This is a genomic window from Porcincola intestinalis (assembly GCF_009696445.1).
Lineage (GTDB): Bacteria > Bacillota > Clostridia > Lachnospirales > Lachnospiraceae > Porcincola > Porcincola intestinalis.
Genome location: NZ_VULZ01000001.1, coordinates 203,628 through 224,201, shown reverse-complemented (window position 1 = coordinate 224,201; position 20,574 = coordinate 203,628). Strand labels below are relative to the sequence as shown.

Genomic DNA, 20,574 nt, shown 5'->3' with positions numbered 1-20,574 from the left:
CGGTGAGGGCAAGCGAATATCTAGGACAGATTAAAATACTGACTCTCAGAATCGCTCAGAAACAGGGAGAGCTGGAACGGATCCGGAACGAGGCGTCCGGTATCAGGGCTATGGCATACGACTCCGACCGGGTGCAGTCCTCTCCGACCGACCGCATGCCTGACCTCGTAATCCGGTGCATCGAGATAGAGAAGGAGATCCAGGAGGACATCGAGCGGAACATCGAGATAAGGCACCAGATCATCAACCAGATCCAGGGCCTCCCGGATATCCGTCATGTCCAGGTCCTTTATTCGAAATATGTCGAACTCAAAGACAACTCCGACATTGCCTCCGAGATGAGCTATGCGGAGGACTACGTCAGGAAGCTGATCGGGATCGCACTCGGGGAATTCGAGCGGAGGTACCGGAGAAGCTTCCGGAGGGTGGTTACTTTCACGGCTCCGGAGCGATCAAAGAACTGGTCAGGAAGAAAGCGGAAATAAGGGTCAGAAATGAAAAGATGGCACAAAATATCCCACAAATGTCCGGAAATATCCCACATTTGTCCAAACAATCTGTGCTATGATGGCATCGTGGGAAACCGGGAGACGGAGAGCATTACGTCTTCCGGTTTTTTCATGCCCTCCAGATTGGTTGATGTGTGTGGCGTATGGGATTCCGGGGAGTATCGAGCCTCCATCGGGATCTCCATATGCTGCGGATAAAGACGATGCCGTGTGTGAGTACTCCTCTCGGTTACGAGTGATCTCTACGGCCGGTACAGAACGAAAGTGAGGTACATCACTGATCCCGCCATTGCAGTGAGCGGGTATGATGCACTGGTGCCGGTTGAGAGCCTGGTGGAAAGAGAGAGGGGGCGGTATTGATATGCCAGAACAGCAGGAAGGCAGTTCACAGTTGAGCGGGGACGGCGGGTTCCAGTCGGCTGCATCGCCAAGAGCGGTGACTCCCGAGGGATTCGCCGTCTACTGCGGGTATGATGCACTGGTGCCGGTTGAGAGCCTGGTGGAAAATCCACGGAACCCGAACACACATCCGGAGAGCCAGCTGAAGCTCCTCGGTGAGATCATCAAGGGCAACGGGTGGCGTCAGCCAATTACTGTGAGTAAAAGATCAGGATTCATCGTGAAAGGCCACGGAAGATACCAGGCAGCAAAACTGATCGGCTGCAGTAAGGTACCGGTCGACTATCAGGAGTACGCTACCGAGGCAGAGGAATGGGCCGACATGGTAGCTGACAACCGGATAGCGGAACTGGCCGAGATGGATGACAAGACACTGGCCGATGTGCTCAAGGATCTCAGCGCGGATGACAGCATCCCGCTGGAGCTGTCCGGATACAGCGACGAGGAGCTGACGAAGCTCCTGAACTCCCTTCCGGACGACGAGCAGAAACAGGTCAGCGATGATGAGTTCGACATTGACTCAGCCCTTGAGGCTGAAGCCTTTGTGAAACCAGGAGAGATATGGCGGCTCGGGAGACATAGGCTGCTCTGCGGAGACTCCACGAAGGAGGATGACGTCAGCAAGCTGATGGACGGTAAGAGAGCGAACCTGTGCATTACCGATCCGCCGTATAACTGCTCCTACAAGGGCGGGACCGGAATGACGATCGTCAACGACTCCTGGGATGACAGCCAGAAGTTCTACGCCTTCCTGCTCGATGCCTGCAAGAACATGTATTCCGCACTTGCAGACGGAGGAGCCTGTTATATATTTCACTCCGATGCGGAGAAGGTGAACTTCTACAATGCGGCTGTGAATGCAGGATTCCACTACTCCACTACCTGCATCTGGGTCAAAAACAGTCTGGTACTAGGCCGGATGGACTACCAGATGAGACATGAGCCGGTGCTCTACTGCTTCAAGGACACAGGCAAGCATAAGTTCTACGGCGACCGGACACAGACAACGGTCTGGGAGTTCGACAAGCCGAGACAGAGCAAGCTGCATCCGACCATGAAGCCGCTGGACCTGATCGCCTACCCGATGCGGATGAGCAGTCAGGAAAACGGGATCGTGATCGACCTCTTCGGGGGATCAGGCAGCACACTGATCGCAGCCGAACAGCTTGACCGCATCTGCTACACGATGGAGCTTGACCCGAAATACGCGTCCGCCATCGTCCGGAGGTACATTGCTCTGAGACAGGCGACGGATGACGTCGTGTGCATACGGGACGGAAAAGAGATTCCGTGCCTGGAGCTCTACCAGCCAACGGAGGCAGACCTGTCCTACCAGGACACCTCTGTGACCGGAGATGATTGACCACGGGAAGGTGGCCGGATACCTCACCAAGAAGGCACTCGAGTCACTTGGATCGACGAAGCCATCACACATATCACCGAGAGACGCAAAAGAGCTCCTGCGGATAGCACAGGATATCAGCGCACCGGTAGATGATGTGCATGATGGCTTATTTATTAATGATTTATTCAAAGACGGAAACATCGGTGAAGGAGGAGGTGAGTAGGAAGCATGAGCAAGGAACCGGAAAGAGCTTACCTGTCTGACGAGTTCTCGAAGATGGGAAAAGAGATCATAGATGGACACGCGGACCTGCAGTTCATCACTGAGCTGGGTCTTACGATCGGTTTCCTCACCTCGAACAAACTGAAGAAGCACGACGGGATGGCTGTATTTGCAGACTGCCGGAAGGTGTCTGAGTTCTACAAGCAGGAGTTCGTACCGTTCGACTTCCTGATCACGGTCTACCAGAACACCTGCGAATTCGCTCACTTCACCGAGAAGGAATACAGGATCCTCCTCTACCATGAGCTTCTGCATGTGGGAGCCAAGCAGAACGAGAAGACCGGAGAGGTCTCGATGTTCGTGCGGCCTCATGACGTCCAGGAGTTCCGGACGATCATCGACCAGTTCGGGATCGACTGGGCCACCAAGGGGATAAGGCCGAGCGACTCGGTGCACGCAGGCAAGTTCGTCGGCGAGCTGTACGACGAAGGTGAAGACACAGAGGAGAAAACAGGAGAAGAAGATCAGATACAAGCATAAGGGTGAATCGATGCCTTACCTATATGGCATCCGATAGAATGGGAGGATAGGCATGGCAAATCTGGAAAACCTTATGCCTATCCAGGAGGTCAACTCGAGGAGAACTCGTGAACAGCACTCCGCAGACAGTCGGAAGGCCGGGAAGGCATCAGGGGAAGCAAGAAGACGTAAAAGAGACATGGCTGAGACCATCAAGTTTCTGATGGACCTGCCTGTCGGGACAAACCAGAAGGCCCTCAAGGAAGCGATGACGCGCTTTGGGATACCGGAAAACGAACAGACTCAGCGAACGGCTGCAGCCTTCAACATGATGCTGGAGGTCAGCAAGGGAAACGTTCAGGCCTTCCGTGCTTTGAATGAAGTCGAGGAGCGAAGAGAAGACTCCAAGTTCCGCAACAAACAGTTCAACTACCAGAAGCAGAGAGACCGCGAGATGGCGCAGGCCGAGACGGGCAAGTCCTCACTGGCCGACCGGATCATCGGCGCATACGCGCAGCATGAGGATCCTGAAGGACAGGAGGACCAGGAGAAGCCTGACAGCCAGACAGAGAGCCAGCCGGACGGAGACGGAGGCGGAGACGATGAGCACAGCGAGTGACAGAGCCATCCGCTACTACGCAAAGCATCCGGTCGAGTTCGCAAGGGACTGCATCAACGCGCAGCCGGATAAGAACCAGGCGAAGATCCTTCAGAGCGTCGCTGACAACCAGATGACCTCTGTCAGGTCCGGCCACGGTATCGGAAAGTCGGCAGTCGAGGCATGGACGGTCATCTGGTTCATGTGCACACGGCCTTTCCCGAAGGTGCCGTGCACAGCGCCGACCCAGCACCAGCTCTACGACATCCTCTGGTCAGAGATCTACAAGTGGATCCGCAGCGGGAACCTTGAGAATGACCTGATCTGGACAAAGGAAAAGCTGTACATGGCAGGCCACCCGGAAGAGTGGTTTGCGGTCGCACGTACCGCATCCAACCCGGATGCCCTTCAGGGCTTCCATGCGGACAACGTCCTCTACATCATCGACGAGGCCTCCGGTGTCAAGGACAGCATATTCGAGCCTATCCTCGGTGCTCTATCCACTGAGGGGTCAAGGCTCCTGATGTGCGGGAACCCGACGCAGCTGAGCGGCTTCTTCTACGAGAGCCACACCAAGAACCGCTCGCAGTACTCGACCTTCCATATCGACGGCCGGGACAGCCCAAGGGTGTCCAAGGCCTTCATCGAGAAGATCATCCGGATGTACGGAGAGGACTCAAATGTCTTCCGGGTCCGTGTGGCCGGCGAGTTCCCGAAGCAGGAGGACGATGTATTCATTCCGCTCCCGTGGATCGAGCAATCCATCAACACGGAGCTCTCCGCAGAGACCAGAAGAGCGATGGACCGGATCGAGAAGGGAACTCCGATCAAACCCGGAGATGTGTACTCCATCGACATCGGAGCAGATATCGCACGATTCGGAGATGACAGCACGGTCATCGGGTACAAGGTCAACGAGGCAGCACGCTTCTATAAGAGGTACAAGGGACAGGACACCACATGGACGTCCGGCAACATCGCGAAGCTATACATTTCCTTGAAAGATCTCTACGGATTCAAGGGAAAGGTATACGTCAAAGTCGATGATGGCGGTGTCGGAGGCGGAGTCGTGGATGAGCTGAGAGCCATCAAACGTGCGGACTCGGTCATGTACGAGACGATGATCATCGTGCCTGTGCACTTCGGCGCTACCATCCGGCACAAGTTTTACTACGACACCACTACCTACATGATGGGAATGCTCCGTGAGATGATCCAGCCGTTCGATGACATGGGCAATGACCGGAAGCCGATGCTGGTCCTCCCGAATGACGATGACCTGGTCGGCGAGCTTTCGGTAAGGAAGTACGCATACCAGGGAGCCAAGGTTAAAGTAGAGTCAAAAGACCAGATGAAGTCGCGGGGCCTGCACTCACCGGATACGGCAGACTGTATGCTGCTTACGGTGTTTCCAATCAAGAGAAGCCAAGGAGAAATGAATGTCAGTGGAAAAGAAAACCAATCCGACAAGTAAGGTCGGCGTGCAGCTCATCAAGAGCAATGCACTCGAACAGAATACAGAGCCGGAGCTGGTGACAGCCTACAAGCGGATGGCGGTCCAGAAAGCGGACGCGTCGACTCAGATCGACCGGGACTCCGCTCGCATGGCCTCCGACTGGCTGGAACCTCCGCTCCCGCTTCAGGGACTCGAGCAGATGGTCGACAACTCGATCATCATTCCGCAGTGCATCCGCGCCTACAAGAACAACATAGCCGGATTTGGGATCCAGGTGAAGTACAAGGAAGGCGACCAGAAGGATACGCCTGAGGCGAAGGACGAATGGGACCGCACTCAGGACATCGTCAACCTTCTCTCCATCGAGGAAGATACCAAGACCGTATTCGAGAACATTATCGACCAGAAGGAGACCTTCGGGATCGCCTATGCCGAGATCATCCGGGACAATGCTGGAGCGGTGACCCAGATCATCACGATCAAGGACACGCCTTCCGTCCGGATGACCAAGGAGCTCGATCCTTACATCGACTACGTGTACTTCTACAAAGGGAACGAGATCAGGAGAAAGAAGAAGTTCCGGAAGTTCAAGCAGGAGATCAACGGACAGGTCGTCTACTACAAGGAGTTTGGAGACCCGAGGCCGATGGACTACCGGACCGGAACATATTCCAGAAGCGTACCAAAACAGTTCAGGGCGAACGAGATCCTGTGCTTCCGCATCGGAATGAAGCCATACGGGAAGGTGCGCTGGATCGGACAGATCCTCGGGGCGGACGGAGTCAGAATGGCTGAGACCCTCAACCACAACTACTTCGTGAACGGCCGGCACACACCGATGGCGATCCTGATATCCGGAGGAACACTGACCGACAAGTCGTACAAACAGCTGCAGACCTACATGAATGACATACAGGGCCTCAACGGGCAGCACGCTTTCATGCTGATCGAGACAGAGAGCCTTGATACCGGATTCGATGGGAACCCGGCGACCGTTCAGCTGGTGCCGCTGGCCAACATCCTCCAGAAGGATGAGCTTTTCCAGGACTACACGGAGAACACCCGCAAGAGGGTACAGTCGGCATTCAACCTGCCTGACCTCTATGTCGGGTACACGCAGGACTTCAACCGAGCGACCGCTCAGACGGCGATCGAGGTGACCGAGAAGCAGGTCTTCCAGCCGGAGAGAGCTTCCCTGGCGTGGATCATCAACAACAAGCTGCTCAACGGATACAACCTCCAGTACTGCGAGGTAGAGTTCGACGGACCGGATCTTACTAACCCGGACGACATATTCAAGCTGCTTTCGGTAGCCGAGAGGGCCGGAGGCGTCACACCGAACATGGCCAAGGCCATCGCAAACGACGCTCTGGGGCAGGAATCCGAAGACTACGAAGGAGACTGGGGAAATGTGCCTGTGGTCATTTCAAACGCTCAGGCGACCCAGCAGATGCTCACAGGGACACCCTCGCAGGAGCCAGCTCAGAAGACAGAGAACGAAGACGATACACAGAAAGCAAAGGCTCCCGACATCGATCCTTCCGTCAAGGACAAGCTCGACGGACAGATCGAGAAGGCAGAGCAGGAGAATGCGGACGATGCCGTGATTGCAGTAATGAAGCAGGTCCGCTCGCTCCTGGTTGATATCCGGAAGCAGGCCGGGGAGGAAGCGTAAAGCTATGAGAAAGATCATCCTGAAGGGAATGGAGAAGAACATTGATTCTCTCATTGACTCCATAGATGTTCTTCTCATGAAAGCAGACGACGACCTCAAGGACACGCTGGACGGAGAAGGATTCGTCAAAGCGGACGCTGCGGTCAAATCCATCAACGAGATAGAAGGTGCCCTCACAGAGGCGCTTAACGAGCATACAGACGATGTGCTGAAAGCGCTGGAGGAATCGGACAGCCTGAAGGAGTTCCTGGACGGAAGCTGGAAAGACATCCGGGACATGGACGACCTGAAGCAGGCCATCTACGATGCACTCCATGACCGGCTGATGGACATGCTTTCGGAGTCGATCGAAGGATTCATTGACGCCTATGAGCCGGACCTGCTCGAGGAACACACCGCAGAAGATCTCCTGACTGAGCCTGCAGCGCAGTTCGTCGAGTCATGGTCCTCCAAGCTGGCAGAGCTGATGCATCTCGAGACGGATGACCAGATCGAGGCGATCCTCCTGCAGGCGCAGTCAGATGCACTTTCTGTCGCAGATACATCGCTTAAGATTTCCGAGAGCGGGATCAGGGATCCCGGATACAGGTCGCGCAGGGTGGCCGTGACGGAAGTCCTCCGGGCTGAGTCTTACGGCCAGCTCGAGAGCATGCGCCAGTGCCCGACGATCGAGGCGAAGGAGTGGATGCACACAGGCGGACACAAGAACAGCCCTCGAGAGAACCATGTGGCGATCAGCGGACAGCAGAAGCCGGTCGACGAGCCGTTCGACCTGGTAGGCCGTGATGGAACCTTATACCACCCGATGGTGCCGAGAGACATATCCCTTCCGGCTGCGGAGTCGGTCAACTGCCACTGCATCATGAAGCGGATCCGGAGCGAGGAAGCCATGGGAATGAGCCTAGAGGACCGCAGGGCCATGCGGAAAAAGTACATGGACGAGGTCAATCAGGAATGGGAAGAGAACGGAACAGCTGAGAAGCTGGAAGATCAGATGTTCGGAAAGGACAGGTAACCGGAATATGAGATCTGTACAGACCGTGCACGGGGCAAGAGCTCCGTGCATTTTTCATGCTCATGAACTGTTGGAATCTGAGAAAGGAGGTAAGGATGAGCACAAAAATCGCGAAATCGAGGGAAATCACTGATGCGCATATCTCCTTCATCTCGCTGGTCGACAAGGCAGCCAACAAACACAGCTTCGCTATCGTGAAGGCCGATGATGGGAAGGCAAACTTCACCACCTTCGGCAGGATCGTGAAAGTAGATCCTGAGAGCCACTATGTCACCGGAGTAGTATACGAGCCGATGGCAGAAGACACCCAGGGAGACCACATGACCGCTGAGGAAGTCCAGAAAGCGGCGTACTGGTACGCGAAGCACAGGGGCGATGTCGACATCCAGCACAGTTTCGAGAAATTCGACGGTGCGACAGAAGTCGAGTCGTGGATTACCAAGAACGACGAGGCGATCGGAGACCAGCAGATCAAGAAGGGCACATGGATGGCGACGGTGGAAATCACGGATCCGGATATCTTTGAGAAGGTCCAGAAAGGCGAGATCACCGGCTTTTCCATGGGTGGAACCGGAAAGTACATTGAATCAGACGACGATGACCCGGCAGTCGAGAAAGCTGAAAAGGAAAGCGTCCTGGCGAAGCTGAAGAAATGGCTGAACGGGGACACGGTCGAAAAAGGTGAAGTCGCCGACCGCTTCAACGCAGGGTTTGTTTCCAAAAATCTCTGGGAAGCCTGGTACGCACTGAGCGACGTTCTGGTCGACAAGTACGATCCGGATACGCAGACCTGGGGAAACGAGAAAGACATGGCGAAGGTCGCAGAGGCCCTGCAGGACTTCAACGACATCACCACGAAGCTCTTCTCCAACCAGGATTCACTGCCGACCATCTTCAAGAGCGCAGACGGTGAGGAACCGCCGATCGTAAAAGCAGGTAAGGCGATGAGCAGGAAGAACAGGGACCAGCTGAAGAGCATCACGGATTCCCTGTCAGACTTCCTAAAATCGTTTGACGATGGAGACGGTGACGGAGACGTCCCGTCCGGAGAAAGTGAGGAGATTGAAGTGACTAAGGAAGAGATGCAGGAAGTCGTCAAGTCCGCAGTCCAGGAAGCCATTAAGGCGACCGGAGCGGCACCGGAGACAGTAAAGAAGGAAGACCAGAGCACGCAGGCACAGGAGCCGGAGACTATCACCAAGGCAGATGTCCAGGCGATGATCGATGAGGCTATCCAGAAGGCAATGGCTGAAGACCCGAAGAAGAAGAAAGGCCAGTGTGCGAAGGACGAGGATGGAGAAGTTCAGAAGGCTGATGCTGACAAGCCGGTCGCTGAGCAGATCCAGGACGCCATCGCAAAGGCAATGGCACCGTACCTCAGACAGGAAGGTCTTCCGACCAACCTCAACGGGGCAGATGGAGAAGAAGTAGCTAAGTCTCAGGAAGAGCAGTGCTTCCTGCACGGCATCATCTGAGACAGCTGATCACACAGCACGAGAAGAAAGAGAGGTAAATGAAAATGGTTGGAACAGTATCTAACCGCGCTATCGTCGGTAAAGCTGATACCACTATCAACACCGCAGCTCTCGCGAGCGGCGGAATCCTGAGCCCGGAGCAGGCACAGCAGTTTCTGCAGATGACCTTCGACGCTACTCCGCTCAGCCCTCTGGTCCGTCATGAGATCAGAAGAGCAAAGACCGGTGAACTGGACAAGATCGGCATCGGCCGCAGGCTTCTGAGAAAGAAGACCGAGGGAACCGATGACGGATACAGAGCTTCCGTCAATACCGGCAAGGTCGAGTACTCCACCACCGCAGTCCGCCTGCCGTGGGAGATCACCGAGGAAACCCTGAGACAGAACATCGAGGGCGAGAACTTCGAGAACATCGTCACCGGTCTGATGACCAAGCAGGTCGGATGCGACAGTGAGGATCTTTGCCTGAACGGCGATACCTCCGTCACCGCTGAGACAGCAACCGCAAAGGGTGTCGATGCAGGAGATGTTGACTTCATCAACATCAACGACGGCTGGCTGAAGCAGGTCAAGGACGGAGGACACAACGTCGACGCTGCAGCCGCTGAGATGTCCCTGGATCTCTTCTACAAGACCCTGAGATCTGTACCGAACAAGTACAACAACGGCAACCTCCGCTGGCTCATGAGCCCGCATCGTTCCCAGGAATGGCAGAAGTTCATCCTTGAGAAGGCTGTCAACAACGGCGGCATCATCACCGACTCCAGAATCGAGAACCCGATCGCGATCCCGAAGATCGAAGTTCCGTCCATGCCGGACGACGTCATCCTTCTGACCGATCCGAAGAACCTGATCGAGGTCAACACCTACGACATGATCATCCGCAAGACCGTCGAGGGCAAGGAAGCCATCATGGAGGACAAGAGATTCTACGTCATCCACTTCGATATCGACCCTGTCATCGAGGAGCTTGATGCTACTGCTATCCTCACCGGCCTGAAGGCTATCTGAGGACCAGGAGCACACAGCACACGGAACTAAAGGAGGGCGAGCAACATGGCAAAGCTGAAACTGGTCAAGGGCCTGAGCTACAGCTACGGAGACCTCAAGGCGACCAGAAGCAATCCTTACATCGAGGTGAAGGACAAGGCAGCCGCTGAGCATCTGGTGGAAACCGGATACTTCGAAACTGTCGTCCCGGTACTCGGGCATAAGGAGACTCCGAAGAGCGCCGAGCAGGCATCCGTGAGCATGCCGGCACCGGAGCCAACGATCACACAGCCTTCCGTCCTTGAGGGAATGAACACCGATGAGCTCCGGGCATATGCCCAGAAGCAGGGAATCAGCCTGAGGGGAGTGAAGACGAGAAAAGCCATCATCAAGGCCATCGAGGACGCAGAGAAGAGGGCGACCGAAGCCCTCAAGGCACTGCGTGAGTCCTGATATGGCGGCCATGCCATGGATCACTCCGGAAGATCTGAAGAAGTACACCGACATCAAGGCGGTCAAGGAGCGAGATGATGAGAAGCTCGAGGTAGACATCTACCGGGCAGAGCAGAAGGTCATCTCCATCACCAACAACCGCTTCGACGACGATGAGAAGTTTAAGGAGATTCCGAAGCCGGTCCGCACGGCAACTCTCCTGATCGCTGAGGCGTATGCCAAGAACGCGACCGAGAGAGCAAAAGAGAAGCGACTGAAGGGAGAGACGTTCGACGACTACAGCTACACAGCTGAATCAGGGGAGATCAACATAGAGGATCTGGACATCTACGGGCTGCTGTCGGACTACATCACAGAAAGCGGAGGAGACACACTTCTTCGTATCAGAAAGCTGTGAGGAGGAACAAGGGAGATCACCATGTGGGAAGACTTCTTAAACCATAAATGCGATATCTACCACCTGCAGACGGAAACGGACGAGGTGGGATACGGGATCAAGCCGGTCGAGAGAGCGGGGAGCTACCCGGAAGAAGCGGATATCACGGATGTGGCGTGCCATTTCGGTGTGAAGTCTGAGTCAGTGGCGATCACCCAGCACGATCCCTATCCGGTCCTGACCGGACAGATCAAGCTCGCTCTCCCTGCTGGAACTGACATCAGGATCAACGACAAGGTGGTCAGCAAGGAAAGCGGGATCGCTTACCTGGTCAAGGATGTTCCTCGAGACATCCACGGCCACCACATCAGCGTGCTGATCAGCAGAGCAGACGAGGTGGAAAACGCAATATGATCGAGATTTCAGGCCTTAAAGAATTTGAGCAGAAATGCAGCCGGGCAAGCCAGGACCTCAAGCCCTTCGCAGGGGAGTGCCTCCAGGAGGCAGGCGAAGAGTTTCTGGATATCGTTCAGGACGAGATCATGGCGGCCGGCAACGTAGACACGCGCCTTCTTCTCTCCAGCTTCTCCAGAGGCGGAGCGGACAACGTGTGGGAGCTTGATTTCGGAGGCCTGACACTTACGATCGGGACCCGCGTGAAATACGCAGCCTATGTCAACGACGGCCACAGGCAGACTCCTGGACGTTTTGTCCCTGGCGCCTGGTCTGGTGACCGGTTCACGTATATTCCCGGCGCGAAGACAGGGATGGTGCTGAAAGCCAGCTTCGTCCCAGGCTCGCATTATTTCGACAAGGCTTCAGCGACAGCCGAGAGGATGCTTCCGAAAGTCATTGAGGCAAAGCTCCAGGCATGGCTCCAGAGGTATTTCGGATGACTGACAGAATAAGGGAAGGAGAAGGATGAGCAAGATTTCACTTGAGCAGTATGTCGGAAGTACGATCGCGTACATCCTGGCACACGCTGAGGCCGGAACGACTCCATACTACGGGAAGGTTCCGGAGGACTTCAAGGTACCGTCCGTCTTCTTCCCGGTGCCATGGACGGATACCTCGAAAGCACTCCTCGGATCCGTATTCACGAAGACAGTCCACTTCGAATGCGTATTCCTGGCTGGCGATTCGTGGACAGCCAATGCCTGCGCAGAACATGTGCGTGATGCGATGGTTCACGACCGGTGCGTGCTTCCATGCCTCACCGAGGAAGGAAAGGAAACCGGGTACGGATTCCACATCAGCACACCCAGGATACAGGAAACAGACACGGGATCCGTGTCGATGCAGTTCACATTCGACCACACCCAGGAGGATATCGTGGATGCGGGACCGAAGATCACGGACGTCAGCATGACTCAGTCAGGAAAGGAGTAACTACACAATGGCAGGAAAGAACACTGCTAAAGTTGCACCGGCTGCGCAGACCGCAAAGCCTGAGGCAGCGAAATTTTCTATCGCTCAGCTCCGCACTCATTGTGTGAGACTGTTCAATATCACTTCTTCCACCTTCGATGGCGCGATGTATGGACACACCGAGCCGATGACAGTAGAGGAAGCACAGAGAGTCATCAAGGAATGGCTCGGGAAGGAGGCTAAGTAATGGCAGGAGGAATCTGGTCCGGAGCGAAAGTTCGTCCGGGTACTTACGTCAATCTGAAGAATGGAAAGGCACCGACAGCCGCAAAGTCCACGACTGGCGTCGTCGTGATCCCGCTGATCGGGTACGATTACGGTCCTCGCGAAGTCTTCATCAAGCTGCCTGGTGACAACCCGGACTCAAAGAAGGAGCTCCTCGGGAGATCCGTATACGATGACGAGAGCCACATGCGTCTGATCCGCTTCGCAGCGATGAACGCGAGCACGATCTACGTGTACATCCCGAAGGGAGGCACGGCTGCAAGCACCACACTCACCGTGGGAGAGGCATCGGTCAATGTTACTGCAAAGTATCCTGGAACTCTCGGAAACAAGATCAAGATCGCGGTTGTGGAGGACCCGTCCGGAGGTTATGACTTCATGGTCGTTCTCGATGGATCAACCGTTGAGAACTTCGAGGGAATCAAGAACCTTTCGGCTGTCGACTCCAAGTACATCACGCTCGATAAGACGGATGTCACACTTTCGGCGGCTATCGCATCCAAGGCACTGGCCGGAGGAACGGACGACAGCACCAACGACGGAGCATCTGATTTCCTGAACGCCTGCGAGAAGCTTAAGTTCAACACCATGCTCTTCCCGCTTACGGATGAGGGACTTCATGAGTCTGTGAAGTCCAAGATCAAGTACATCCGCAATTCCATCGGCTGGAAGTGCAAGGCGGTCGTACCGAACTATGCTGCAGACTACGAAGGCATCATCAACCAGACGAATGCGGCAATCGTGGATGGCAGGGATCTGACTGTAGCTGAGACGGCTGCATGGAGAGCCGGTCTTGACGCGGCAGCAAGCTACACCAAGTCCAACACCTATGCCGTATTCGAAGGAGCGACCGGAATCGTCGGAGGCGGATACACCAATGAGAAGGCCGAAGAGGCTATCAAGAATGGTGAGTCCTTCCTCACCATCGACGAGCACGGAAATGTCGTTCTTGAGTACGACATCAACTCCAAGGTCACCTTTGATCCTGAGGACCCGACCGACATCAACAAGAACCGTCCGATGAAGGTATACGATACCTTCGCAAACGACTGCCTGATGACCTTCACTCCGAACAAGTTCAACAACGACGACCAGGGCTGGGATGCAATGGAAGGCATCGGCCGTGGAATGCTGCAGAACTATGAGAGGGATGGAGCTCTCAAAAACGTCGACACCAATGCCGACTTCGTTGTCGACCGCGAGAACTCTACCGGAGATGCAGTCTACATCAACGTAGCACTTCAGCCGGTTGACTCCGCTGAGAAGTACTACATGACCGTCATCGCGAAATAAGGAATAAGGAGGGATAGACAATGGTTAATAAGCGCCCGCTGTCCATGAGAGATGGCACTATCAGCATCGATGGTGTGGAGGTAGGAAATGCCTCCTCCTATACCGTCAACTTTACTCCGGATGTCTGGTCCGGAAGAACCCTTAAGGAGAAGGGGACCAACCGCAGATGGCTCGGCTATGACATCACCGGTACGCTGAAGACCTGGAAGATGAATAACCGCTACAAGACGATGGCCGCACAGTACAAGGCGACTGGCGCGACTCCTGAGTACACCATCACCGGAACTGTCGACGATACCAATTCCGACTACTACGATGAAGTCGGGGATCGCGACAAAATCACTCTGACAGGTGTCGTCTTCACTGGAGACATCCCGCTCCTTCAGCTCGACGTAACAGGCGATGCTGCCGAGGAGCAGGTCAACTTCGGTGCTAAAGACTTCAACTGATAATCCTCCTTGTGACCCGCCTTACGGCTGCATCCTGCGGCTGTAGGGTGTGGGAGGGAGAATCATCCAATAAGCATAAAATCAGCCACTACATTCCCGCAGTAAGGCCACCACACACTGGTCTGAATGCGGGATTTCTTTTTGAACAAGGCCAAGGAGGAAAACCAATATGGAGACTAACCTGAATGCTTTTATGAAGCCGGAACTGAAGGAAGAGCAGACGATCACCCTTCCCGGGATCGATGCATTCAAGGATGACAAGGGAAAGCCGATACCGTTCATCCTGAGAAAACTTTCCCGTGAGAAGATCGCCGAGATCCGCGAGAACTGCACGACGAGGACGATCGTGAAGGACCACAGGACCAATCGCCCGATGGTATCCGGAAACCGAATCGTCTACGACGAGCAGTACGATTCGGACAAGGCTGGCAGGGAGATCATGGTCGAGTGCTTCGTGCAGCCTGACCTGACTTCCGAGAAGCTCCGCAACTTCTATGGGGTTCAGCTCAACTCTGAGCTTCCGGATATACTGTTCAGGGGTAAAGATTTCGACTACGCCAACAAGTGCGTTTTGATCGCCTGCGGTCTCGCAGACGAGGAGACGGAAGACGAGGTCATTAAGCAGGTAAAAAACTGATCCTTGGCCGGGTACCAGAGGAGGACAAGGGCGACGCGGTCGACTGGATGTGGGCTCACATCATGTGGCAGAAGTACCACATACCAGTGAAGGAGTGGGTATCGATGGGAGAGCCTGAGCGGATGTTCTATATCGCATCCGAGCAGGTATCAAAGGATTACCCGATCGAAGCCTGTGACCGCATTGCCAAAGGGCTCCTCAAGCCGGCAGGGTCATGATGATTCATGATTTTTCTGGATTTTTAGCAACAAGTAACTTATGGGAGGAGGAACATCTGAATGTCAGATATAACCGCTACCATACGAATAAATGACCAGGCAAGCTCCAAGTTTGCCGCGATCGGACGCGCTGCAAGCTCTGCTGAGAAGCAGATGAACAGCGTAGGGCGTGCCGTGGACAAGGCTTTCTCCGGTACGTCTGTCGGAAGGTTTGCTTCTGAATTCTCATCTTCTGTCGGGCAGGCCGCCTCCTCCCTCGGAACATTCAACTCGTCCGTAGGCGAAGCGGCAAGGACCGCACAGGAGTTTGGAAACAATGTATCGAGCTCTATGTCGGGTGCCGGAAGCGGGATAAGCAGCTTCGGACAGTCCGTCGCTGAGTCGATGAATGATGCGAAAAGCTCCATGGATGACATGACGGACTCCGCGAAGGACGTCGGCGAGGCTGTTGAAGGCATCGGAGACGGTGCCAATGGACTGTCAGAGATTGGAAACCAGGCCCAGGAGGCCGGATCTCAGGTCGACAGCCTCAACCAGAAATCAAATACGCTCCATGACACACTCTCCAAGGTGATCCAGCTGGTAGGAGGGGCCATGGTCGTTGATAAGATCAAGGACTATGGGGAAGAATCCCTGAATACCTTCAAGACCTATGAATCCGGCATGGCAGAGGTTTCCACCCTGCTCCCGGATGCATCGAAAGCCGAGATGGAGCAGCTGGGCGAAGGAGCCAGACAGATAGCAGAGGACACCGGAACAGAGATCCAGGGCGTAACCTCCGCTATGTACCAGGCGATATCCGCATCGGTCCCGAAGGATGATGTACTTGACTTCCTGCGGACGGCCGAGAAGGCTGCAACCGGTGGTGTGACGGACATGGAGACTTCTGTTGACGCCATCACCTCAGTCATCAACGCATACGGAACCGCTAACCTTTCCGCTATGGACGCTTCCGACAAGATGTTCACAGCGGTCAAACTTGGTAAAACTACATTCGATGAACTTGGCGGTGCACTGTATAACGTCGTACCTACTGCAGTAGGCGCTGGCGTTTCCTTCGACGATGTAACCGGCGCACTGGCAGCCATGACTGCACAGGGTGTTCCGACGTCGGTAGCAACCACACAGCTCCGTCAGGCAATCGTTGAACTGTCCGATTCCGGGACCGAGACAGGTAAGAAATTCAAAGAGCTGTCAGGGCAGGGATTCCGTGACTTCATCTCATCCGGGCATAATCTTTCTGATGCTTTCAGCATCATGGAAGACGAAGCTAAGAAGACCGGAGTCGGAGTCAATGAGCTGTTCTCCTCGGTCGAGGCCGGCAACGCAGTGCTTTCCCTTTCCGGAGACCACGCTCAGCTGTTCAAGGATGATATCGCGGCCATGCAGGATTCTGCAGGAGCGACCGATACCGCGTACAGCAAGATGGCTGACACGATGGAGTACAAGACAAATAAGATGAAGGCCCAGTTCGAGGATATTCGCCTCAGTGCCGGCGAAGCACTGAAGGGCGGTATTTCGGAAGTGGCCGGATTCATAGGGGACAACATCGATTCCATCAAGGAGCCGATCGTGACCTTCTTCTCGGATGTTGGAAAGACAATCGGCAACATGGTTCCTCTTCTTCCTGGGATCCTCAAAGGGATCAAGGGAATCGCGGACGCAGCTGGCAAGATCATCATGCCGATCATCAACTTTGCGTCCTCCAATCCTGACTTCATAGAGACTGCGATCGGTGGAATCGGGGCGGCTTTCGCAACATGGAAGCTGTCCAGCATGGACTGGTCCTCTCTCGGAATTGTGAAACTGGTCACAACACTGGCTGCAAATCCGGTCGCGGCCGGCCTGACTGCTACGGCAGCCGGACTCACAGCGATTGGAATCGCGGTGGATAAGTATAACCAGAAGCAGGTCGAGAACAATCTTGATACACACTTCGGAGACATTGCCCTTTCTGCAGAGGAAGCGAAGCAGGCGGCAATCTCGATCCTGAATCCCGGAAGCTCGGTCGACAATCCGATCAATGTTCTGACTACCCTTCAGGAAGGAAACGACCTGGTAGAGCAGGCAAGGCAGCTCAAAAGTGACGCGGATCAGGCGCTTAAGGATAATGAGACTCTTGAGTGGGAAGCCCATATACAGGGCGGTATCAGTGAAGATGACAAGACCACATTCATGAATAATGTGAACACCTTCATTGAGAACACAAAGCAGTCCGTAATTACTCAGGCACAGGGAATCGAAGAGCAGATCGGGTCCCTCATCGGCGGCGAGACCGGTACGACCCTGGTCACAGCTGTTGACAGCTGGACGCAGGAAGATCTTGGAACGATGGACGGACTGTCCACCGCTATCAAGGGAATCGCTCAGGATGCAATCGACAACGGTCTGCAGGACGTCGATATCAATGCTGCCCTGTCAATCGCACAGGCAAAGCTGGCACAGTTCAATGCAGGCCTTCAGCAGGCTCAGATGAAGTCGAATCTTGACTACCTCGGAATCGAGTACTCCGGAGCGGCCCTCGACAAGGATTCCTGGTCCAAGGTCGTGGACGAGATGGACAAGTACCAGAAGGATTACGACAAGGCCGGAGCTGAGTCTGAGAAGAGCATCTTGTCCTACTTTGAGCGGGAAGCTGCACTCGGGCACATGGACAAGAACGGAGTGTTCGAAGGCACCAACTTCACGAAGCAGGACATCACAGACATTGTCGCGAAGGCAAGAAATCAGCGCCAGATGACTTCACAGCAGCTCGCGCAGGACTGGATGAACCAGTCACTGTCCGATGCTTACGGAAAGGAAGTAGGCAAGGCAGACATGGAGGGTGAGGCGCAGAAACGACTCAACCAGATCATGGAAACCGCTCAGAGCGGAGGAGATGCATTCAGCGTTGCTGAGGACGTCGGAGGAACCATGAACTGGAACCTCGACAGGTCAACTTCCGGAGCACTCGCTGATCGTTATAAGCAGATGGCTCCGAATGTGGAGACCATGCAGGAGACCATTGACAAGGCAAGGGAAGCCGGGGAGGCTGTCCCGCAGGCCTATATGGATTCCTACAACAAGGCGATCGAGGTCGGAGCGGCTGCCGGCGATACGAATGCCGGTTACCAGTACATGGCCAACCAGCTGTTCGAGGCAGGAAAGTCGCAGGAATTCCTTGATCAGATCGACAAGGCAGGCGCGGTTATTCCGCAGGAGTTCAGAGACGCTATCAACCGGTCGATGACGACCACCTCAACAGAAGACTACTCCAACTTCTACGACACCATGATGCAGGGCATCAGCGGTGACGTCGACTGGAATGCTGTATCCGAGGAGCTTTCCAAATACGGAATCACACTCGGAAATGATTTCTGGAAGGGCGTCCAGGACGGAAGCCCTCAGACTGCCGCAGATGCAGCCAAATACCTCAACCTCGACGGCCTGACGCAGGGATCGACCGCGACGACAGCAACCGGAGAGATGGGAGTAACCTACACACTTGACGCAGACGTCAATACGGTGTGGTCTATCGCCGGAAAAGTCATCGAGGCAGGCGGAGGTGGAGGACTGTCGCAGGCAGAACTTACACAGAAGATCCTTGAAGCAAACGGATGGACTAATGATCAGGCTACCAACCTTGATGTTGGACAGACTGTAAACATCCCTGAAGAATATGTCGTTGATCCTACCGTAGACACATCCAAGGCCGGTAAGGCAGTTCAGGACGCTACAACAGAGGCCGGTGAGGCCGCACAGCAGGCCAGCGAAAGCAATCCGGTACCGGTCGAACAGAAATATACCGTCGAAGCTCAGGTAGATACGAGCGGAGTCGGTGGAGCAGTTCAGAGCGCCTCAACCTCAGCGGCTGGATCCGCTGGCGGTGATACGACCGTCAACACAACAACCACGAACAATGTCACGACCACGACGAATGTAACGAATGCTGCAGACGCGGCCCAGGAGACACACGACCAGGTGCAGGCTGCACTTGATACACCGACATCCACGACCGGAAGCACGAACGTGACCGTCAGCCAGACGAACAACGCGGCGGATGTGTACTCACAAGTAGTGAGCGACCTTCAGAGCCAGTTTTCGAATTCTATCAGCGTAGGCGCTCATGCGACGGTCAACATGTCCTGGGGTATTACGAATGCTTCCAAGACGATCACCCTCAGTGGGGCATCCGGAGGAAGCTTCACTATTACAGCGCATAAGGAAGGCGGCTACTTCACAGAACCGCATGTTGGTATCGTTGCCGAGGCTGGTCCTGAGTGGATCATCCCGGACAACGGAAGCGCAGACAGCGCCGAGATGCTGATGGAGGCGGCAAGCAGTATCCTGGGAAGCGGTTCCGGAAGTGACAAGGTTGCTCCGGACATGGCTTCTTATCTCGGATCCGGAAGCGGATCGAGCGGGACGAGCTCTTCCAAGGACATCAATATCAATATCAACGGCAACGGCTCCATCCGGGCATCCGGAATGTCCAAGGAGCAGGTTGTCGAGATCCTGCAGGACAACCTGAGGCCGGTGCTGCTTAACATTGTATCGACCGAAGACGCAGAGGAGGGAATGCTGGCTTATGAGTACTAAAGCCGAAATATGGCTGAATGCCAATAATGACAGCGATGCCTTCCAGATTCCCGTCAATCCGGAATCTATCAAGATGACGTACAAGGGAATCACGACATCGATAAAACTCGATTCGTTCGGGGAGATACTGCACAAAGGGAAGAGGGAAGCTGCGACGATCTCGTTCAGCAGCTTCTTCCCTGCTGTTTATGGAAGCTTCTGCGCATACAAGGACTTCCCGACTCCGCTGCAGTGCAACAAGAAGATGATAGACCGGATGGAGAGCAAACTGCCGGTCCATTTCGTCTACTGTGATAACAAGAAGGTGAAGAACGTAGACATTTATGCCTACATCACCTCCTACGTTCCGGAGGAGAAAGGCGGGGACCCTGGCACCATCCAGTATTCAGTCGAGCTGAAGGAAGCACGGACCGTTCCGCTGAAGGTAATCGTCAATGGGAGGGTCAATGTAGAAACCACGCGGCTTGGCAACTTCTCTGAAGTAACGACCTACACGATCAAGAAGAAAGACACACTCTATAAGATCGCGAAGTCCTACTACAAGAAGAATGTCAAAAAGCAGAAAAAGAAGCTGATTGCGAAGAACAAGAGTACCCTGGCCAGCTGGAACAAGAAGTACAAGAAGGCAAAGGGAAAGAACAAGAAGAAATACATCAGGGACGGAGCCTACCGTCTGCTGATCGGCGGCAGCCTGACGATGCCGTAACCATAACCA

At 54.7% G+C, this 20,574-nt stretch carries 21 protein-coding genes; all 21 read left to right on the top strand.

Annotated features, from left to right (window positions below; genetic code table 11):
- Positions 1-2: 2 nt before the first annotated feature.
- The 21 genes from FYJ35_RS01055 to FYJ35_RS00955 all read left to right on the top strand — a co-directional run bounded on the left by FYJ35_RS01055 (position 3) and on the right by FYJ35_RS00955 (position 20,565).
- Complete coding sequence (locus FYJ35_RS01055; RefSeq protein WP_154521871.1) at positions 3-485, top strand: hypothetical protein; 483 nt, start codon at positions 3-5, stop codon at positions 483-485.
- A gap of 385 nt (positions 486-870) precedes the next feature.
- Positions 871-2,271 carry a site-specific DNA-methyltransferase gene (locus FYJ35_RS01050; RefSeq protein ID WP_154521868.1) on the top strand — a complete coding sequence of 467 codons (1,401 nt, stop codon included), beginning with the start codon at positions 871-873 and terminating at the stop codon, positions 2,269-2,271.
- 210 nt (positions 2,272-2,481) lie between these two features.
- Positions 2,482-3,015: a putative metallopeptidase gene (locus tag FYJ35_RS01045; RefSeq protein ID WP_154521865.1), complete on the top strand. Its 534-nt coding sequence runs from the start codon at positions 2,482-2,484 to the stop codon at positions 3,013-3,015.
- Positions 3,016-3,067: 52 nt separating this feature from the next.
- Positions 3,068-3,613 carry a hypothetical protein gene (locus FYJ35_RS01040; RefSeq protein ID WP_154521862.1) on the top strand — a complete coding sequence of 182 codons (546 nt, stop codon included), beginning with the start codon at positions 3,068-3,070 and terminating at the stop codon, positions 3,611-3,613.
- Positions 3,597-5,066, top strand: coding sequence for a terminase B (locus tag FYJ35_RS01035; protein ID WP_205839646.1), 1,470 nt, complete (start codon positions 3,597-3,599; stop codon positions 5,064-5,066). The genes FYJ35_RS01040 and FYJ35_RS01035 overlap by 17 nt, the downstream gene beginning before the upstream one ends.
- Complete coding sequence (locus FYJ35_RS01030; RefSeq protein WP_154521859.1) at positions 5,032-6,723, top strand: phage portal protein; 1,692 nt, start codon at positions 5,032-5,034, stop codon at positions 6,721-6,723. The genes FYJ35_RS01035 and FYJ35_RS01030 overlap by 35 nt, the downstream gene beginning before the upstream one ends.
- Positions 6,724-6,727: 4 nt before the next feature.
- Complete coding sequence (locus FYJ35_RS01025) at positions 6,728-7,738, top strand: phage minor head protein (protein ID WP_154521856.1); 1,011 nt, start codon at positions 6,728-6,730, stop codon at positions 7,736-7,738.
- Positions 7,739-7,833: 95 nt separating this feature from the next.
- Positions 7,834-9,213, top strand: a complete 1,380-nt coding sequence (locus tag FYJ35_RS01020) for an XkdF-like putative serine protease domain-containing protein (protein ID WP_205839645.1) — start codon at positions 7,834-7,836, stop codon at positions 9,211-9,213.
- A gap of 38 nt (positions 9,214-9,251) precedes the next feature.
- Positions 9,252-10,223, top strand: a complete 972-nt coding sequence (locus FYJ35_RS01015) for a hypothetical protein (RefSeq protein WP_235906290.1) — start codon at positions 9,252-9,254, stop codon at positions 10,221-10,223.
- Between the two features lie 45 nt (positions 10,224-10,268).
- Positions 10,269-10,655 carry a hypothetical protein gene (locus tag FYJ35_RS01010; RefSeq protein WP_154521850.1) on the top strand — a complete coding sequence of 129 codons (387 nt, stop codon included), beginning with the start codon at positions 10,269-10,271 and terminating at the stop codon, positions 10,653-10,655.
- Between the two features lies 1 nt (position 10,656).
- Positions 10,657-11,052 carry a protein YqbG gene (gene yqbG / locus FYJ35_RS01005; RefSeq protein WP_154521847.1) on the top strand — a complete coding sequence of 132 codons (396 nt, stop codon included), beginning with the start codon at positions 10,657-10,659 and terminating at the stop codon, positions 11,050-11,052.
- 21 nt (positions 11,053-11,073) lie between these two features.
- The gene (locus FYJ35_RS01000) at positions 11,074-11,445 is read left to right on the top strand and encodes a DUF3599 family protein (protein WP_154521844.1); all 372 of its coding nucleotides are present in this window, start codon (positions 11,074-11,076) and stop codon (positions 11,443-11,445) included.
- Positions 11,442-11,927 (top strand): HK97 gp10 family phage protein, encoded by a 486-nt coding sequence (locus tag FYJ35_RS00995; protein ID WP_154521841.1) that lies wholly within the window; start codon positions 11,442-11,444, stop codon positions 11,925-11,927. The genes FYJ35_RS01000 and FYJ35_RS00995 overlap by 4 nt, the downstream gene beginning before the upstream one ends.
- Positions 11,928-11,952: 25 nt before the next feature.
- Complete coding sequence (locus tag FYJ35_RS00990) at positions 11,953-12,420, top strand: hypothetical protein (protein WP_154521839.1); 468 nt, start codon at positions 11,953-11,955, stop codon at positions 12,418-12,420.
- Positions 12,421-12,427: 7 nt separating this feature from the next.
- On the top strand, positions 12,428-12,646 hold the full coding sequence (locus FYJ35_RS00985; protein WP_154521837.1) for a hypothetical protein: 219 nt from the start codon (positions 12,428-12,430) through the stop codon (positions 12,644-12,646).
- On the top strand, positions 12,646-13,977 hold the full coding sequence (locus FYJ35_RS00980; RefSeq protein ID WP_154521834.1) for a phage tail sheath family protein: 1,332 nt from the start codon (positions 12,646-12,648) through the stop codon (positions 13,975-13,977). Before FYJ35_RS00985 ends, FYJ35_RS00980 begins: the two co-directional genes overlap by 1 nt.
- Positions 13,978-13,997: 20 nt before the next feature.
- Positions 13,998-14,426, top strand: coding sequence for a phage tail tube protein (locus tag FYJ35_RS00975; RefSeq protein ID WP_154521831.1), 429 nt, complete (start codon positions 13,998-14,000; stop codon positions 14,424-14,426).
- Positions 14,427-14,595: 169 nt separating this feature from the next.
- A complete protein-coding gene (locus FYJ35_RS00970; RefSeq protein WP_154521828.1) occupies positions 14,596-15,063 on the top strand; it encodes a phage tail assembly chaperone in 468 nt (155 codons plus the stop codon).
- A gap of 62 nt (positions 15,064-15,125) precedes the next feature.
- Positions 15,126-15,281 (top strand): hypothetical protein, encoded by a 156-nt coding sequence (locus FYJ35_RS00965; protein WP_154521825.1) that lies wholly within the window; start codon positions 15,126-15,128, stop codon positions 15,279-15,281.
- Between the two features lie 60 nt (positions 15,282-15,341).
- Positions 15,342-19,859 carry a phage tail tape measure protein gene (locus tag FYJ35_RS00960; protein ID WP_154521822.1) on the top strand — a complete coding sequence of 1,506 codons (4,518 nt, stop codon included), beginning with the start codon at positions 15,342-15,344 and terminating at the stop codon, positions 19,857-19,859.
- On the top strand, positions 19,849-20,565 hold the full coding sequence (locus FYJ35_RS00955) for a LysM peptidoglycan-binding domain-containing protein (protein ID WP_154521819.1): 717 nt from the start codon (positions 19,849-19,851) through the stop codon (positions 20,563-20,565). The genes FYJ35_RS00960 and FYJ35_RS00955 overlap by 11 nt, the downstream gene beginning before the upstream one ends.
- Positions 20,566-20,574 lie beyond the last annotated feature (9 nt).

Excerpts from the sequence above, each read along its gene's own strand:
- FYJ35_RS01050 (WP_154521868.1), top strand. The coding sequence starts at position 871 with ATGCCAGAACAGCAGGAAGGCAGTTCACAGTTGAGCGGGGACGGCGGG.
- FYJ35_RS01045 (WP_154521865.1), top strand. The coding sequence starts at position 2,482 with ATGAGCAAGGAACCGGAAAGAGCTTACCTGTCTGACGAGTTCTCGAAG.
- FYJ35_RS01040 (WP_154521862.1), top strand. The coding sequence starts at position 3,068 with ATGGCAAATCTGGAAAACCTTATGCCTATCCAGGAGGTCAACTCGAGG.
- FYJ35_RS01035 (WP_205839646.1), top strand. The coding sequence starts at position 3,597 with ATGAGCACAGCGAGTGACAGAGCCATCCGCTACTACGCAAAGCATCCG.
- FYJ35_RS01030 (WP_154521859.1), top strand. The coding sequence starts at position 5,032 with ATGTCAGTGGAAAAGAAAACCAATCCGACAAGTAAGGTCGGCGTGCAG.
- FYJ35_RS01025 (WP_154521856.1), top strand. The coding sequence starts at position 6,728 with ATGAGAAAGATCATCCTGAAGGGAATGGAGAAGAACATTGATTCTCTC.
- FYJ35_RS01020 (WP_205839645.1), top strand. The coding sequence starts at position 7,834 with ATGAGCACAAAAATCGCGAAATCGAGGGAAATCACTGATGCGCATATC.
- FYJ35_RS01015 (WP_235906290.1), top strand. The coding sequence starts at position 9,252 with ATGAAAATGGTTGGAACAGTATCTAACCGCGCTATCGTCGGTAAAGCT.
- FYJ35_RS01010 (WP_154521850.1), top strand. The coding sequence starts at position 10,269 with ATGGCAAAGCTGAAACTGGTCAAGGGCCTGAGCTACAGCTACGGAGAC.
- yqbG (WP_154521847.1), top strand. The coding sequence starts at position 10,657 with ATGGCGGCCATGCCATGGATCACTCCGGAAGATCTGAAGAAGTACACC.
- FYJ35_RS01000 (WP_154521844.1), top strand. The coding sequence starts at position 11,074 with ATGTGGGAAGACTTCTTAAACCATAAATGCGATATCTACCACCTGCAG.
- FYJ35_RS00995 (WP_154521841.1), top strand. The coding sequence starts at position 11,442 with ATGATCGAGATTTCAGGCCTTAAAGAATTTGAGCAGAAATGCAGCCGG.
- FYJ35_RS00990 (WP_154521839.1), top strand. The coding sequence starts at position 11,953 with ATGAGCAAGATTTCACTTGAGCAGTATGTCGGAAGTACGATCGCGTAC.
- FYJ35_RS00985 (WP_154521837.1), top strand. The coding sequence starts at position 12,428 with ATGGCAGGAAAGAACACTGCTAAAGTTGCACCGGCTGCGCAGACCGCA.
- FYJ35_RS00980 (WP_154521834.1), top strand. The coding sequence starts at position 12,646 with ATGGCAGGAGGAATCTGGTCCGGAGCGAAAGTTCGTCCGGGTACTTAC.
- FYJ35_RS00975 (WP_154521831.1), top strand. The coding sequence starts at position 13,998 with ATGGTTAATAAGCGCCCGCTGTCCATGAGAGATGGCACTATCAGCATC.
- FYJ35_RS00970 (WP_154521828.1), top strand. The coding sequence starts at position 14,596 with ATGGAGACTAACCTGAATGCTTTTATGAAGCCGGAACTGAAGGAAGAG.
- FYJ35_RS00965 (WP_154521825.1), top strand. The coding sequence starts at position 15,126 with ATGTGGCAGAAGTACCACATACCAGTGAAGGAGTGGGTATCGATGGGA.
- FYJ35_RS00960 (WP_154521822.1), top strand. The coding sequence starts at position 15,342 with ATGTCAGATATAACCGCTACCATACGAATAAATGACCAGGCAAGCTCC.
- FYJ35_RS00955 (WP_154521819.1), top strand. The coding sequence starts at position 19,849 with ATGAGTACTAAAGCCGAAATATGGCTGAATGCCAATAATGACAGCGAT.